At 73.7% G+C, this 15,045-nt stretch carries 12 protein-coding genes; 4 read left to right on the top strand and 8 right to left on the bottom strand.

Annotated features, from left to right (window positions below; translation table 11 throughout):
- Window positions 1-280: 280 nt before the first annotated feature.
- From J2S22_RS03830 to J2S22_RS03815, 4 genes are all read right to left on the bottom strand, one after another.
- A complete protein-coding gene (locus J2S22_RS03830) occupies window positions 281-2,353 on the bottom strand; it encodes a hypothetical protein (RefSeq protein WP_272775762.1) in 2,073 nt (690 codons plus the stop codon).
- 184 nt (window positions 2,354-2,537) lie between these two features.
- Window positions 2,538-5,357: a DUF4159 domain-containing protein gene (locus J2S22_RS03825; protein ID WP_272775857.1), complete on the bottom strand. Its 2,820-nt coding sequence runs from the start codon at window positions 5,355-5,357 to the stop codon at window positions 2,538-2,540.
- Complete coding sequence (locus J2S22_RS03820; RefSeq protein WP_272775763.1) at window positions 5,357-6,394, bottom strand: DUF58 domain-containing protein; 1,038 nt, start codon at window positions 6,392-6,394, stop codon at window positions 5,357-5,359. Before J2S22_RS03820 ends, J2S22_RS03825 begins: the two co-directional genes overlap by 1 nt.
- 5 nt (window positions 6,395-6,399) lie before the next feature.
- Entirely contained in the window at window positions 6,400-7,404 is a 1,005-nt protein-coding gene (locus tag J2S22_RS03815; protein ID WP_272775858.1) for an AAA family ATPase, read from the bottom strand.
- Window positions 7,405-7,703: 299 nt separating this feature from the next.
- Here J2S22_RS03815 and J2S22_RS03810 point away from each other — a divergent pair, with 299 nt between their 5' ends.
- The 4 genes from J2S22_RS03810 to J2S22_RS03795 are packed head-to-tail and all read left to right on the top strand — an operon-like array spanning window position 7,704 to window position 10,573.
- Complete coding sequence (locus J2S22_RS03810; RefSeq protein WP_370878172.1) at window positions 7,704-8,342, top strand: DUF1285 domain-containing protein; 639 nt, start codon at window positions 7,704-7,706, stop codon at window positions 8,340-8,342.
- Entirely contained in the window at window positions 8,339-9,004 is a 666-nt protein-coding gene (locus J2S22_RS03805) for a CoA pyrophosphatase (RefSeq protein WP_272775764.1), read from the top strand. Before J2S22_RS03810 ends, J2S22_RS03805 begins: the two co-directional genes overlap by 4 nt.
- Before the next feature lie 49 nt (window positions 9,005-9,053).
- Window positions 9,054-9,317: a DUF6111 family protein gene (locus tag J2S22_RS03800; protein WP_272775765.1), complete on the top strand. Its 264-nt coding sequence runs from the start codon at window positions 9,054-9,056 to the stop codon at window positions 9,315-9,317.
- Window positions 9,314-10,573, top strand: a complete 1,260-nt coding sequence (locus tag J2S22_RS03795) for a CCA tRNA nucleotidyltransferase (RefSeq protein ID WP_272775766.1) — start codon at window positions 9,314-9,316, stop codon at window positions 10,571-10,573. The genes J2S22_RS03800 and J2S22_RS03795 overlap by 4 nt, the downstream gene beginning before the upstream one ends.
- A gap of 162 nt (window positions 10,574-10,735) precedes the next feature.
- Here the strand turns inward: J2S22_RS03795 and J2S22_RS03790 are convergent, their stop codons facing one another.
- The 4 genes from J2S22_RS03790 to J2S22_RS03775 form a co-directional block, all read right to left on the bottom strand.
- Complete coding sequence (locus tag J2S22_RS03790; protein WP_272775767.1) at window positions 10,736-11,794, bottom strand: CAP domain-containing protein; 1,059 nt, start codon at window positions 11,792-11,794, stop codon at window positions 10,736-10,738.
- Window positions 11,795-11,952: 158 nt separating this feature from the next.
- Window positions 11,953-13,098 (bottom strand): AAA family ATPase, encoded by a 1,146-nt coding sequence (locus J2S22_RS03785; RefSeq protein ID WP_272775768.1) that lies wholly within the window; start codon window positions 13,096-13,098, stop codon window positions 11,953-11,955.
- 46 nt (window positions 13,099-13,144) lie between these two features.
- Window positions 13,145-14,095 (bottom strand): oxygen-dependent coproporphyrinogen oxidase, encoded by a 951-nt coding sequence (gene hemF, locus J2S22_RS03780; RefSeq protein WP_272775769.1) that lies wholly within the window; start codon window positions 14,093-14,095, stop codon window positions 13,145-13,147.
- Window positions 14,096-14,252: 157 nt separating this feature from the next.
- Entirely contained in the window at window positions 14,253-14,759 is a 507-nt protein-coding gene (locus J2S22_RS03775) for a tRNA (cytidine(34)-2'-O)-methyltransferase (protein WP_272775770.1), read from the bottom strand.
- Window positions 14,760-15,045: the final 286 nt, after the last annotated feature.

Raw genomic sequence — 15,045 nt, 5'->3', positions numbered from 1 at the left:
TTGGCCCGAAAGCGCGCGGGAGGGAGCCCGTCTTAACGCGGCCGCCCGCCCCCCGTCCATCCGGCCCCCGCGCATCGCGGTCCCGCCGTTACGTCTGGGAGAACGGGGTACCGCGGGGACACTGACCCTCTCCCCTCGCGGGAGAGGGTGCCCTCGCGAAGCGAGGGCGGGTGAGGGGGCGCGCCCCGAGTTCCGAGCAAGAGGAGAGCCCCCTCACCCGTCTCGCCGCTTCGCGGCGATCCACCCTCTCCCACGAGGGGAGAGGGAAGAAACAGCAGCTCTACCGCCCCTCGCGCGCCCAGGTCAGGGCCAGGCTGCCGACCAGCAGGAGGAGGCCGAGGAGGCCGGCGAACATCGGCAGCACGCCGACGCCGCGCACCACGCTCGCCTCGCGCATCTTCAGGCCGATCCACGAGTCGCCCTTGAAGGTCTCGGACGAGCGCACCGGCACGACGCGCGGCACGTCGACCTCGGCGCCGGGCCGGGCCGACAGCCGGCGGGCGCTGCCGCCGGTCGCGTCGGCGAGCGGCGCCACCACGTCGGTGGTCGAGGTGACCTCGGCGAACTCGCGCGGATTGGGCGGCCCGACATTGACCATCGCGGAGAGCTTGCCGTCGGTGGCGCGCCACAGGCCGAGCTCGTTCGCCTCGATGCTCTTGCGCCAGACGCCGGCATCGGCCGGATCGAGCTCCACGGTGCGGGTGGCACCGGACGGCGCCGTCAGCGTCACGGGTGCGGCGGCGTCGGCCATGGTCTGGCGCTGCACCACGAGCTCGCGCCCGCGGGCGAACAGCCGCAGCGCCTCCTCCTCGAGGTCCGGCTGCTTCATCAGCCAGTGCGACAGCCGGCGCAAGAGGTCGATATGCGGCCCGCCGCCCTCGTAGCCGCGCGCCCACAGCCAGATGTGGTCCGACAGCAGGAGCGCGACGCGGCCCTCGCCCTCGCGGGCGAGCACCAGGAGCGGCTTCTCCTCCGGCCCCTTCATCACCGTCATGCCCTCGATCGAGCGGGCGTCGACGAGGCGGAACCAGCGGCTCCAGGCCGGCGGCTCGGCATTGGCGCCCTCGAGCGTGCGGGTGACCGGGTGACGCTTGCCGAGGTCGGTCAGCGCGGCCCGGAACGCCTGTTCGGTGACGTTGCCGTTCGGCTCCGCCGGCAGGATCGACTCGAGCGGCGTGCGCCACAGCGAGGTCTGGCTCGCATAGTCGGGGCCCGCCGCGACCAGCACGGCGCCGCCGTCGCGGACGTAGCGGGCGATGTTGTCGAAATAGATGATTGGCAGCACGCCCTGGCGCGCGTAGCGGTCGAAGATGATGAGCTGGAACTCGTTGATCTTCTGCTGGAACAGCTCGCGGGTCGGAAACGCGATCAGCGACAGCTCGTTGATCGGCGTGCCGTCCTGCTTCTCGGGCGGGCGCAGGATGGTGAAGTGGACGAGATCCACGTTGGCGTCGGACTTGAGGAGATTGCGCCAGGTCCGCTCGCCGGCGTGCGGCTCGCCCGAGACGAGAAGGACGCGCAGCTTGTCGCGCACGCCGTCGATCGAGACGACGGCCCGGTTGTTGAGCGGGGTCAGCTCGTCGAGGATCGGCGACGCCTCGATCTCGACGATGTTCTGGCCCGGATGCGGGATCGGCACCTGCACACGCACCTGGTCGCCCGACATCACGCTGCGGCGCTCGATGATCTCGCCGTCGCGGCTGATGCGGATCTGCGCGGGCGCCCGCGGCGCCCCGGTGTCCTCGACCCGGAACGTGATGGTCTGCTGCTGGCCGACGATGCCGAAGCGCGGCGCCGAGACGAGCACCACGCGACGGTCGCGCTCGCCCGGATGGCCGGTGACGAGCGCGTGCACGGGCGCCGCGAAGCCGAGCGCCCCGGTGTCGGGCGGCACGTCGTGCACGCGGCCGTCGGTCAGCATGATGGCGCCGGCCACCCGCTCCGGCGGCACGTCGGCGAGCGCCGCGCCGAGCGCGTCGAACAGCCGGGTGCCGTCGGTCTCGCCGTCGGCCTGGCCGGCCTCGACGGTGCGCAGCTCGAGCCCGGGAATGCGCTGCAGCCGCTCGGCGAGCGCGGCACGCGCCGCCTCCGCCTGCGCGGCACGGTCGCCGAACCCCTGGCTGGCGCTCTTGTCGACCACCATCACGGCGACCGAGGAGAGCGGCTCGCGGTCCTCGCGGGTGAACGACGGATTCGCCAGCGCCAGCACCAGCAGCGCCAGCGCCAGCGTCCTGATCCAGGCGCCGCGCATGCGGGCGACGAGCAGCAGCAGCGCGATCACGCCGGCGACCGCCGCGGCGGCCCACACCACGTAATCGGGAACGAGCGGCGCGAACGAGATGCCGAAGTTCATGCGGTGTCCAAGCTTGTCCGGTCGTCATTCCGGGGCGCGCCGCAGGCGCGAACCCGGAATCCAGCCGCGAATTCGGCGTATGCCGCTGGATTCCGGGTTCGGCGCGGAGCCTGTGCTCGGGCGGCGCGAAGCGCCGACCCGAGTGCGCCGCCCCGGAATGACCAGCACATCGCAACGACGTCTCTCATTGTCCCAGACGCTCCAGCAGGGCCGGGACGTGGACCTGGTCGGCCTTGTAGTTGCCGGTCAGGGCATACATCACGATGTTGACGCCGGCCCGGAAGGCGTGCTCGCGCTGGCGCGGCTCGCCCGGCACCAGCGGCAGCAGGGCCTGGCCGTCCGGCCGCGTCGCCCAGGCGCCGGCGAGATCGTTCGACGTGATCAGGATCGACGAGACGCCGTCGCCGGCGCGCGCCGGGCGGCGCTCGTCGGGCCCGTCCGGGTCGGCGGCCGGCATCGCCTCGACCCACAGCCGCCCGGCCGTGAAGCGGCCCGGGAAGTCGCGCAGCAGGAAGAAGGTCTTGGTCAGCACGTGCTCGCGCGGGATCGGCTCCAGCTCGGGGATGTCGAGCGAGGCGAGGATGCCGCGCAGCGCGATCATCCCGGGGCTGCGGGTCTCGCCGCCCGGCGCCGCCTCGACGGCGTCGCGGGTGTCGAACAGGATGGTGCCGCCCTGCTTCATGTAGGCGTCGATGCGGGCGAGCGCCTGCGCCGAGGGCTTCGGCGCGTCCGGCACGATCGGCCAGTAGATCAGCGGGAAGAAGGCGAGCTCGTCGCGGCCGATGTCGAGGCCGAGCGGCTCGCCGGCCTCCAGCGCGGTGCGCTGGCCGAGAAAGACGGTGAGGCTCTGCAGCCCGGCCTTGCTGATCGCGTCGACCTCGGCATTGCCGGTCGTCACATAGGCGAGGCGAGTGCCCGAGGTGGCCTTGGACGCGAACGCGTCGGCCTGCGGATCGGCCGCCCGGGCCGGCTGCGGGCCCGCCGCGGCGAGCGCGAGCGCGAGGCCGACGCCGAGCAGGAGCGCGGCCGGGGCGCGCCGCCAGCCGGTCAGGCGGGCGAGCCCGCCGGCGAGCCAGAACACCACCAGTGCGTCCAGGAAGGCGAGCGCGACGGCGGCCAGGAACACCGGGCCGCGCAGATCCTGCGGCTCGCTGGCGCGATACGGTTCGACGCGGGCGCCGAGCGGCCCGAGGTCGAGCGGCACCGGCCGGTCCGCGGCGACGAGCGTGTTGACGGCGACCAGCCCTTCCGGCGGCCCGTAGAAGCCGGGCGGGTTGTCGGCGGTGGCGCGGCCCGTGTAGCCGGCGACCACCGGCCGGGCGGTCGGCGGCGGCGGGCCGAACACGCCGTAGCCGTCGAGCAGCCGGGTCGGCGCCACGGTGTCGCCGGCCCCCTGGGCCTGCGCGCCCGACTCCGGCCCGACCGTCGCGCCGGACAGGCCGACGATGCGGCGGAGCATCTCGACGAAGGCGCCGGACAGCGGCAGGTCGGACCAGCGGGTGTCGGCCGTGACGTGGAACAGCACCACCATCCCCTTGCCGCGCTTGGCGGCCGTGACCAGCGGCGTGCCGTCGCCGAGCGCCGCCCAGGTGTGATCGACGAGCGACGAATCCGGCTCGGCCAGCACCTGCCGGCTGACCGTGACGTCCTCGGGCACCGGAAGTCCGGCGAACGGCCCGTCGTGCGAGAAGCTGGCCAGCCGCTGCGGCTGCTCCCAGCTGAGGCTGCCGCCCAGCACCCGGCCGCCGCGGCGCAGCCGCACCGGCACGAGGTCGTCGTCGGCCGCGGCGAGCCGGGGGCCGGCGAAGCGCACCAGCACGCCGCCCTCCTCGACCCAGCGCGACAGCTTCTCGCGGGCCTCGCCGGCGACGTTGCCGACGTCGGCCAGCACCATCATGGGCAGGCGCTGGTCGACGAACTGGGACACCGCCTCGGCCGGCGAGCCGCGCTCGGCGATGCGGGCGTCGGCGAACGGCCCGAGCGCGCGGCCGAGATAGAACGTGGAGGCGAGCAGCGGCTGCGCCGTCTCGGTGGTCGAGCCGGTGACGACGCCGACGGTGCGGCGGCGCCAGCGCTTGTCGAGCAGCTGCACGGCGCCGGCCGAGGCCTCGCCGGTGATCTCCAGCCGGGCGATGTCGTTGCGGATCTCGACCGGCAGGTCGAACCGCGCCTCGGTCTCGCGGGCGCCGCTGCCGAACGCGAAGGTCGCCTCGCCGAGCGGCAGGCCACGCAGATCCAGCGCCCGCACCGTGCCGGCCGTCGGACCGTCGGCCTCGGCGCGCAGCACCTTCACGGCGAGGCCACCGGCGGCGTTGTCGGCGGCGGCGAGCGCCAGCGCCGGCCGCACCCCGCCCGCCACCACGGTGACGGCGCGGCCCTCCGCGAGCTTCTGGAGCCCCGCGACGAATTCGGATCCGCGGCCGAGGTCGACCGAGTCGGAGAGCCAGACGATCTCGGCCTCCGGCGTGCCGGCGACGAGGCGCCCGATGGCGGGAAGCGCGTCGGCGCGCTCGACCGCGTGCGGCTTCGGCCGGATGGTGCGCAGCCGCGCCGCGGCGGCGTCCGGCGTCTCGAAGGAGATGTCGCGGGTCGGCTCGGAGAGCGGCACCAGGGCGACGCCGCGGCCGTCGGCCTGGGCGCGGGCGACCAGATCGGTGGCGGTGCGCAGGCGCGCATCGAAGGTCGAGGCGGCCGACCAGCCGTCGTCGATCAGCACCACGAGCGGCGCCCGGGCGGTGGCGGTCGGCACCGGCGGATTCCACATCGGCCCGGCGGCGGCGAGGATGACCAGGGCGGCCAGCGTCAGCCGCAGCAGCGTCAGCCACCACGGCGTGCGGGCCGGCGTCTCCTCCTTGGGGACGATGTCGAACAGGAGGCGGGTCGGCGGGAAGTCGACGCGGCGCGGCCGCGGCGGCACCAGCCGCAGCAGCCACCACAGCAGCGGCAGGCTGACGAGGCCGACCAGGACCAACGGGCTGGCGAAGGCGAGCGGGAGGCCGGGGATCATGCGGACCTCGCTGCCGCGATCGAACCGGCGTCCTCGGCGGTCGCTTCGGCGGCTTCCGCCGCGGCGATCGCCTCGGCATCGGCGGCCGGCTCGGCCCGCGGCGGCGGCGCGGCGCCGCGCCCGGCGGACAGCCGGGCGTGGAGCTGCAGCATCAGGTCGGTCGCCGGACGGTCGGTGCGGTGGACGACGAAGCTCCAGCCGATGCGGTCGGTCTCGCCGCGGATCTGGCTGCGGTGGAGCGCGATGCGCGCCGCGTAGTCCTCGCGCCACGCCTCGGCGCGGCCGGCCGTCACGGCCCCGTGCCCCTCCGGCTCGACGAACTCGACGCGGCCCGAATACGGGAACGTCTCCTCGGCCGGATCGACGATCTGCACGACATGCCCGTGCGCGCCGGCGGCGGAGAGCTGCGCCAGCGTCTGCCGGATCTCGGCGATCGGGCTCCACAGGTCGGACAGCACCAGCACCTCGGAGAGCGGCGACGGCGAGAAGGCCGGCGGCAGGCTCGATCGCTCGGACGGATCGTGCAGGAAGGCCTGGACCATGCGGTCGACGACGTTGCGGTTGGCCGTCACCGGCATCAGGCCCGGGATGCCGACGCGCTCGCCGCCCTGCACCAGCACCTCGCCGAGCGCCAGCGCCATCACCAGGGCGCGCTCCAGCTTGGTGTCGGTGGCGAGCCGCGAGCGGAACGCCATCGACGGCGAGCGGTCCGGCCAGATCCACACCGTGTGCGCCGCCTCCCATTCGCGCTCGCGCACGTAGAGGTGCTCGTCGCGGGCCGAGCGGCGCCAGTCGACGCGCCCGGACGACTCGCCGGAGACGAAGCGGCGGTACTGCCAGAAGTTCTCGCCCGGGCCGGCGCGGCGGCGGCCGTGCAGGCCGTGGATCACGGTCGCGGCGACGCGGCGCGCCTCCAGCACCAGGCGCGGCATCAGGGCCGCGAGATGGCGGCTCGACGCGCCGGCGCGATCGAGCGCCTGCCGTTCCGGGGCCAGCCGTTCGGGACTCGGCGAGGCGGTGGGGGTGGCCGCCATCGGGCCTATCCGATCCGGCTCTTCAGCCGGCCGATGACGCCCGGCACGGTCTCGCCGTCGGCCCGCGCCGCGAAGGTGAGCGCCATGCGGTGCTTCAGGATCGGCTCGGCGAGCGCCAGCACGTCGTCGACCGACGGCGCGTAACGCCCTTCCAGCAGCGCGCGCGCACGCACGGCGAGCATCAGCGCCTGGCTGGCGCGCGGGCTCGGCCCCCAGGCGATCATCTTGCCTTCGGGGCCTTCGGCGCCCGGACGGGCCGAGCGGACCAGCCGGAGAATCGCCTCGACCACCGACTCGCCGACCGGCAGACGGCGCACCAAGCGCTGCGCCGCCATCAGGTCGTCGGCCGTCATGGCCGGCTTCGCCGTCGCCTGCTCGGCGCCGGTCGTGTCGAACAGGATCTTCCGCTCGGCTTCGAGATCCGGGTAGTCGACGTCGATCTCCATCAGGAAGCGGTCGAGCTGTGCCTCGGGGAGCGGATAGGTGCCTTCCTGCTCCAGCGGGTTCTGGGTGGCGAGCACGTGGAACGGCTTCGGCAGGTCGTGGCGGGCGCCGGCCACCGTGACGTGCTGCTCCTGCATGGCCTGGAGGAGCGCCGACTGGGTGCGCGGGCTGGCGCGGTTGATCTCGTCGGCCATCAGCAGCTGGCCGAACACCGGCCCCGGAATGAAGCGGAAGTTGCGCTTGCCGCCGGGGCTCTCCTCGAGCACCTCGCTGCCGAGAATGTCGGACGGCATCAGGTCGGGCGTGAACTGGATGCGCTTGGCGTCGAGTCCCAGCACCGTGCCCATGGTGTCGACGAGCTTGGTCTTGGCGAGGCCGGGGACGCCGACCAGGAGCGCGTGGCCGCCCGCCAGGATGGTGACGATGGCGTGCTCGACGACCCGGTCCTGGCCGAAGATGACGGTGCCGACCGCCGACCGCGCCGCCCGGACATGGTTCGCCGTGGTCTCCGCGGCGCGGACGATCATGTCTTCCAGCTTTTCCAGGCTCTCGCCGCTCGGCGACATGCGGTACTCCTCGTCGGGTCCGTCGGACCGATCCATTCGAACGCTCCGGCATCGTCTTCGAAATCGACTTCGAAGACGGCTCGGAAACCACCGGTCGCCGGACAGCCATGCATCAACCGGGCCAGCCGGCCGTTGCGTCCGGCCGTTTCCACTCTCACCTATGCACCATAGGCTGTCGAGATGAGTCGGGGCGGGACACCGCCCTATCACGTTCACGCGACCTGGAGCGGGTGTCCGGAGATCGATCGGCTCCGGCCACCGCGCGGACGGGCGCGGGACAGGACAGGGTAAGGCCAACCGTGGCGAAGGAAGGGCAGAGCGGCGGCGGCGCGGATCCGGGCCGCATGGTCGAGGCGCTCGCCGGCGCCGTGCGGGCCGCCGCCGGCCACGGGCCGCCGCCCGTGCATCTGTGGAATCCGCCCGACTGCGGCGACATCCCGATGCGCATCGCCGCCGACGGGACCTGGTTCTACCAGGGCAGCCCGATCGGGCGGGCGGCGCTGGTGAAGCTGTTCGCCTCGGTGCTGCGGCGCGACGGCGACCGCTACGTGCTGGTCACCCCGGTGGAGAAGTGCGGCATCGCGGTCGACGACGTCCCCTTCCTCGCAGTCGAGATGACCCGCGAGGAGGCCGGCCCCGAGGGGGCGCCGGTCCTGCGGTTCCGCACCAATGTCGACGACTGGGTGACGTGCGGCGCCGACCACGCGCTGCGCTTCGAGCCGGAGGCCGGCACCGGCGGCCTCAAGCCCTACCTCCATGTCCGGCGCGGCCTGTGGGCCCGCGTCGTCCGCCCGGTCTACTACGACCTCGTCGCGCTGGGCGAGGAGCGCGATGTCGACGGCCGGCGGATGTTCGGCGTCGCCTCGGGCGACGCCTTCTTTCCGATGACGCCGGCGGACGCGCTGGCCGAGCATGCCCCGAAGGATTCTCCGCAATGACGGCGATCGAGCCGGCCGATCCCCTGACGCTGGGCCACGCCTTCTTCGACCGCGCCCGGGACCGCCTCGACATGGCGGTGCCGCCGGCCCTGACCGACCCCGACCAGCCGGCGACGCGCGGCGACATCGACCTCGATCCGGATCTGTGGGCGGCAGCGGGCGTCATCCCGGCGCGACCGGCCGCCGTGCTGATCGGCGTCGTCGATCGTCCGGAACCGGGCATCATCCTCACCCAGCGCACCACCAGCCTTCCGAACCACGCCGGCCAGATCGCGTTTCCCGGTGGCAAGATCGATCCGATCGACGCGACCCCGCTCGACGCCGCGCTGCGCGAGGCCGAGGAGGAGGTCGGGCTCGATCGCCGGCTCGTCGATCCGATCGGCTATCTGGACCTCTACTGCACGTTCTCCGGCTTCCGCATTCTTCCGGTCGTGTCACGGGTCGCCCCGGGCTATACGCTGACCCTCAACCCGGCCGAGGTGGAGGACGCCTTCGAGGTGCCGCTCGCGTTCCTGATGGACAAGCAGAACCACGCCCTGCACAGCCGCGACTGGAAAGGCCTGCGGCGGCGGTTCTACGTGATGCCCTGGCAGGAGCGGTACATCTGGGGCGTGACGGCCGGAATTCTCCGCAATCTCTACGAACGGGTGTACGAGAGATGACCGGCGCCCCGCAGCGGGCGCAGCGAACGGGGACTCGCGGCGTCGCATCATGATCCGTCCTGTACTCACCGAGCTCGCCCTTTTCCTCACCCCCTTCGCGCTCTATGCGGTGTTCCTGCTGGCGACCCGGCAGGGGGTGATCGATCCGGGCGCGTGGCGCCTGCCCGTGGTTGGCTGGCTGACGCTCGCCGCCCTCGCCCTGATGATCGCGAGCCTCGTGGTGATGGCCGAGTTCAGCGGCGCGCCGCCGAACTCGACCTACGTGCCGGCCCACATGGAGGACGGCCGGTTCGTCCCGGGCACGACGCGATGATCGCCCGGCGCATCGTCGGCGCCGGCTGGCTCGACGCCGCGCCGCTCGCCGCCGTGCTGGCGCTGCTCGACCGCGACGGCGAGGAGGCCCGCGTGGTCGGCGGCGCGGTGCGCAACACCCTGCTCGGCGAGCCACCCGGCGACATCGACATCGCCACCACGGCGCGGCCCGAGGAGGTGATGCGGCGCGCCCGCGCCGCCGGCCTCAAGGCGGTGCCGACCGGCATCGACCACGGCACCGTGACGATCGTCGCCGGCGGCACGCCGTTCGAGGTGACGACGCTGCGCGAGGACGTCGAGACCTTCGGCCGCAAGGCGACGGTGGCGTTCGGGCGCGACTGGGGGATCGACGCGGCGCGACGCGACTTCACCATGAACGCGCTGTCGCTGTCGCCGGACGGCACCCTGCACGATCCGGTCGGCGGGCTCGCCGACCTGGAGGCGCGGCGGGTGCGCTTCATCGGCGATCCCGAGCGCCGCATCGACGAGGACCATCTGCGCATCCTGCGCTTCTTCCGCTTCCACGCCTCCTACGGCAACGGCGCCTTCGATCCCGCCAGCCTGCACGCCTGCATCGTCGGGCGGGAGAAGCTGCGCGGCCTGTCGCGCGAGCGGGTGCGGATGGAGCTGATGAAGCTCCTGGTCGCGCCGGTCGCGGCCGGAACGCTCGGCACCATGGCGGACGCCGGCATTCTCCAGCTGGTGCTCGGCGGCATCGGCCGCCCGTGGGATCTCGCCACCATGGTCGCGCGCGAGCATGCGCTCGGCCTGCCGCCCGATGCGACCCGACGGCTGGGGGCGCTCGCCGTGCTGATCGCCGAGGACGCCGACCGGCTGCGCGACCGGCTGCGGCTGACCAACGGCGAGCACCGCCGGCTCGCCGTCATGGCGGAGGGCTGGTGGCGGCTCGGCGCGGCGACGTCCGACGCCGAGGCGCGCGTCCTGCTCTACCGGCTCGGGCCGGGCCCGTATGCCGACCGTCTGCTGCTCGCCTGGACGCGCGCCGGGAGCGACGGCGCGGGTGAGCCGGCCGCCGGGGCATGGACGAGCCTCGCGACCCTGCCGCAGCGGTGGACGGCGCCGCGATTCCCGATCCGGGCCGCCCGCTTCATGGCGCACGGGCTCGCCGGCGCGGCGCTCGGGGCCGCCATGAAGGACGCCGAGGCGACGTGGATCGCGCAGGGCTTTCCGGCCGACGCGGCGTCGCTCGACGCGATCGTGCGGTCGGCGCTCGCCGGCAGCGCCTCGGCCCGGTGATCTGGCGCGGATCGTTCGTTCAGGACCGCAGGCCGCGCGACAGGGCGAGCACCGCACCGAGGATGACCAGGGTCTGGCCGCCGGTCGTCCCGAACATCCACTTGATGATTTCGGTCTTGGTCGCCCCGATCTTCGCCTCCTACGGCGTGCCGCACCGACGCCTCAGCGGGCGGTTCCGAGCAGCGCGAGGCCGATCTTCTTGCCGTCGCCGTTCGCGGCGACCGCGAAGCCGAGATGGGTGGCGTCCGGATCCATCATGCGGTCGCGTCCCTTCGCATCGAGCCACTGGCCGGTGAAGAAGGCGACGTCGGCGTCGGTCGGCCGTGTCCCGCAGCCGCCGCACACGGCGGCCAGCATGCCGAGCGACGCCCAGCTGCGTCGCGCGCCGGCCGGCAGGTGGCCGAACAGGTCGATGCGGTCGCCGAGAGCGAAGTCGCGCGCGTCGGACGCCGGCAGCAGCGATGCGGCCGCCTCGGTCAGAGCCGGGCTGGCATCGAGCGGCCGATGGCCGGCCTCGCGGCGCGCCGCATTGACCCGGTCGAGCGCCTGCCGGACCTGCGCATCGGGCGGAATCGCGCTTGCCGTCTCGCCGGACGACAGTCCGCGCGGTGTCCCGGGTCCGGCGAAGGCCTGGACCGCATAGAGGCCGCCGCTCCGGCTCGCCGCGAGGCCGAAGCCGAAGCCGGACAGCCCGCGGCGGAGAATGTTGGCGCGGTGCTCGGGGCTGTTCATCCATCCCTCCTGCAGCCGCTCCACCCGGTCACGGTCGGCGGGGGGCGTGCAGGCCTCGCAGCGGGCGATGTTCTCGGCGGTGAGCCGCCAGCGGCTTCCGCCCGCCTCCTGATGGCGGTCGGCGACCGTCCCGCCTTCCGGCGAGCGATGCGCGAAATAGTCGCGCGCCAGCATGTCGGCCGCATGCGCCTGCGCGGCGGCCTCGGCAGCCGGCTCCGGCGACAGGGCCGGCAGGTCGTGCCGGCGGCGGTCGCGGTTGACGGCGTCGAGCGCCGCGGCGCGCAGCGCCTCGAGGTCGTCGGGCCGGGGCGATTCGGCGGTCGCGGGCGATCCGAGCGCCGAGGCGGCGATCAGCAGCGCCGCCAGCGCGGCGCGCCAGGCCGGCCGCGCGAAGAGGACGGCGGGCGGACGCCGCCCGGACCCTGCCGGGCGGTGCAGCGGCCGATCCCTGCGGGTCGGCCCCTCCTGCATCTCGACGTCCTGCGGCATGGCGCGCCTCCCTGGTCGGCAGGCGGCGGTTCGCGCCCTCCGGTCCCGACGTGACGGTGCTGGTGAGAAACGTGCCGTGCCGCACTTCGTTCGCGGCCGGCCCGGACTGCTCGCCCGCGCCGGGCCGGGAGGCGACCGCCCTCCTCGCGCTTCCCCGGTCACGCCTCCTCGCTCTCCTCCTCCTCGTCGTCCAGAAAGTCGCCGCCGAGGCGCAGGCCCTCGATCCAGGTCTCGCCGGCGCGCTTGATCACGGTGCGGGGCGTGACGCCGCCCTCCCGCGCGAGCGCCTGGGCCAGCGGCTGCGAATGGGTGACGACCCAGATCTGGCTGCGCCGCGCCGCCCGCACGATCATGCGGGCGAGCGGCTCCAGCAGATCGGGATGCAGGCTCGCCTCCGGCTCGTTCAGCGCGACGAAGCCGGGCAGCCGGTAGCCGAGCAGCGCCCCGGCGAGCGCCAGGTAGCGCAGCGTGCCGTCCGACAGCTCGGCCGCCTCGAACACGCGCTTGGGGTAGTCCGGGAAGACCAGCCCGAAGGAGGCGGTGCGCTCCGGCACCGGCACGATCAGCCGGGCGCCCGGAAAGGCGTCGTCGATCACGGCGTCGAGGTCCGCCGTGTCCTGGCGGATGTGAACCAGGGTGGCGAACACGGCGGCGAGGTCGGCGCCGTCGGACGACAGGGTCGGGGTCGTGACGGCGAGGCAGGGCTGGCGGAGCGGCGAGGCCCGGTCGCTGCGCAGGTCGTGATAGAAGCGCCAGTCCAGCATGGTGCGACGGACGAGGTCGATCTCCGGATGGTGCGCCGTGTCGCGGATGGCACCGAGCGCCGTCTCGGAGGCGAGCAGCGCGCCGCCGAGGGCCTGCCGGCGTCCGCCCTCGTCGGTGACCGAGGCCCGCGGGCCGCGCCGCTCCAGCAGCGGCAGCGGCCGCCGGCCGGTCCGGAGGACCAGCGTTTCCTCCTTCACCTGCTGCTCGAACTGGAACGCCGCGCCGGTCGGCGGCACCAGGCCGGCCTCGACCGCATAGGCGAAGCACGCGGCGTCGTCGCCGATCTCGACATCGAGCTTGATGCGCACCGGCTGGTCGCCGCGGCGCCGGCCGGCCCACAGGGCCGACTGCATGCCGCCCTCGGCGGCGAGCTCGCGCGCCAGGCTCCCGGCCGCCGAGCCCTGCAGAAGTTGCAAAGAACGATAAAGATTGCTCTTGCCGACACCGTTGGCGCCGACGAACACGGTCAGCGGGCCGGCCGGGAAGCGCAGGGCCCGCAGCGATCGATAGCCGACGATCCCGACCTCGCGGATGCGCATGCGTGCCTCGTTCGACCTCCCGGCGCCGGCGGCCCCGGAGGCGGCTTCACGGCCACTTCACCAGCGGCGGCATCGACGACAGGATCGACTCGACATTGCCGCCCGTCTTGAGGCCGAACACGGTGCCGCGGTCGTAGAGGAGATTGTACTCGACGTAGCGGCCGCGGCGCACCAGCTGCTCGTCGCGCTCGGCCTCGCTCCACGGCGTCGCGACGTTCGCCCGCACCAGCCGCGGATAGACGTCGAGGAAGGCGCGGCCGACGTCCTGGGTGAAGGCGAAGTCGGCCGCCCAGTCGCCCGAATCGAGCCAGTCGTAGAAGATGCCGCCGACGCCGCGCGGCTCGTTGCGGTGCTTGAGGAAGAAGTAGTCGTCGCACCACGCCTTGAGCCGCTCCCACGCGGCGACCGGCGCATGCGCGTCGCAGGCGCGTCGCATCGCCGCGTGGAACGCCACCGTGTCGGGATCGTCCTGGGTGCGCCGCCGGTCGAGCACCGGGGTGAGATCGCCGCCGCCGCCGAACCACGCTCGCGTGGTGACGACGAACCGGGTGTTCATGTGGGCGGCCGGCGCGTGCGGGTTCCGGGGATGGGCGATCAGCGAGATGCCGGACGCCCAGAAGCGCGGATCCTCGGAGGCGCCGGGAATGTCCTTGCGGAACTCCGGCGCGAACTCGCCGTGCACGGTCGAGACATGGACGCCGACCTTCTCGAACACGCGGCCGTGCATCATCGCCATCGTGCCGCCGCCGCCGTCGGCGCCGGACCGCTCGGTGCGCCGCCACGGCGTGCGGACGAAGCGGCCGGGCGGGTCCGGATAGAGGGCCGCCGGCGCGTCGTCCTCGATCGCCTCGAAGGCCGCGCAGATGTCGTCGCGCAGCCGCTCGAACCAGGCCCGCGCCTCGCCCTTGCGGGTGTCGAGCACGGCCGGCTCGGGCAGCGGCGAGGAGACCGGCCCGGGAGCCGTCGCGGTGGTGAGCGGAGTGGCGGGGGTGGCCATGTGATCACATCCGATTTTTCGTATACGTTACAGACGGCTGCGGAACCGACGCCGGCGGACCGGACGGCCGGCCCGCACGGCGCGCCGGCGCCGGCACCGATCGGCGGCCGAGGACCGAGGGCGACCGCTCTCGTCCTCCACGGCTAATCTCGCGAGATTAGAGTGGGACCGGCGCCGCGGGAAGCCGCTCCGGCGCCCGGTCGGCGACCCGGTCGAAGCCGCCGGTCTGGCGCAGCGCCTCGCCGGCCACCATGGCGCAGGCGACCGCGATGTTGAGCGAGCGCAGGCCGGGCCGCATCGGGATCACCAGCCGGGCGTCGGCCGCCGCATGGACGCGCGCCGGAACGCCGCCGGACTCGCGGCCGAGCAGCAGCACGTCGTCGGGCGAGAAGCGGTGGTCCGGATACGGCGTCGCCGCCTGCGTCGTGAGCAGGACGAGACGCAGGCCGCGCGCCCGGCGGAACGCCTCGAAGGCATCGAACGAGGCGTGCCGCGTCAGATCCACGTAAGCCAGATAGTCCATGCCGGCGCGGCGGAACGCCCGGTCCGAGGTGGGGAACCCGGCCGGCTCGATCAGGTCGGCGGCGAGGCCGAGACAGGCGGCGAGCCGCAGGATCGTCCCGGTGTTCTGAGGGATGTCGGGCTCGTAGAGGGCGATGCGCATGCGTCAACGAGCCGCCCTTCGCGGCCGGGCGAGGAACCCTGTATACAGATCGTTCGGCAGCACCGGGCTCACCTCCACGGGCAGGTCCGCGACGCCCCGTTAATACGCCGGACCAGGGCGTCCTCATCCTATTTGCCATATGCGGCTCCGGGCAACCGGACGGGCTTGCGCTCCGCGGGCAAAGGGTGCCAATAGAAAGAATTCAAGGTGGCGCGGATTGCGCCGCACGCGAGCTCGGCCGCGGCCGATCCCGCTTGCCGACCCCACCAGGGTCGGCCCTCGCCGG

Source organism: Rhodoplanes tepidamans, from assembly GCF_030813915.1.
Lineage (GTDB): Bacteria > Pseudomonadota > Alphaproteobacteria > Rhizobiales > Xanthobacteraceae > Rhodoplanes > Rhodoplanes tepidamans.
The sequence above is the reverse complement of the archived record's forward strand: the minus strand, read 5'-3'. Positions and strand labels throughout refer to the sequence as shown.

Excerpts from the sequence above, each read along its gene's own strand:
- J2S22_RS03795 (WP_272775766.1), top strand. The coding sequence starts at position 9,314 with ATGATCGCCCGGCGCATCGTCGGCGCCGGCTGGCTCGACGCCGCGCCG.
- hemF (WP_272775769.1), bottom strand. The coding sequence starts at position 14,095 with ATGGCCACCCCCGCCACTCCGCTCACCACCGCGACGGCTCCCGGGCCG.
- J2S22_RS03790 (WP_272775767.1), bottom strand. The coding sequence starts at position 11,794 with ATGCCGCAGGACGTCGAGATGCAGGAGGGGCCGACCCGCAGGGATCGG.
- J2S22_RS03785 (WP_272775768.1), bottom strand. The coding sequence starts at position 13,098 with ATGCGCATCCGCGAGGTCGGGATCGTCGGCTATCGATCGCTGCGGGCC.
- J2S22_RS03800 (WP_272775765.1), top strand. The coding sequence starts at position 9,054 with ATGATCCGTCCTGTACTCACCGAGCTCGCCCTTTTCCTCACCCCCTTC.
- J2S22_RS03775 (WP_272775770.1), bottom strand. The coding sequence starts at position 14,759 with ATGCGCATCGCCCTCTACGAGCCCGACATCCCTCAGAACACCGGGACG.
- J2S22_RS03805 (WP_272775764.1), top strand. The coding sequence starts at position 8,339 with ATGACGGCGATCGAGCCGGCCGATCCCCTGACGCTGGGCCACGCCTTC.
- J2S22_RS03815 (WP_272775858.1), bottom strand. The coding sequence starts at position 7,404 with ATGTCGCCGAGCGGCGAGAGCCTGGAAAAGCTGGAAGACATGATCGTC.
- J2S22_RS03820 (WP_272775763.1), bottom strand. The coding sequence starts at position 6,394 with ATGGCGGCCACCCCCACCGCCTCGCCGAGTCCCGAACGGCTGGCCCCG.
- J2S22_RS03830 (WP_272775762.1), bottom strand. The coding sequence starts at position 2,353 with ATGAACTTCGGCATCTCGTTCGCGCCGCTCGTTCCCGATTACGTGGTG.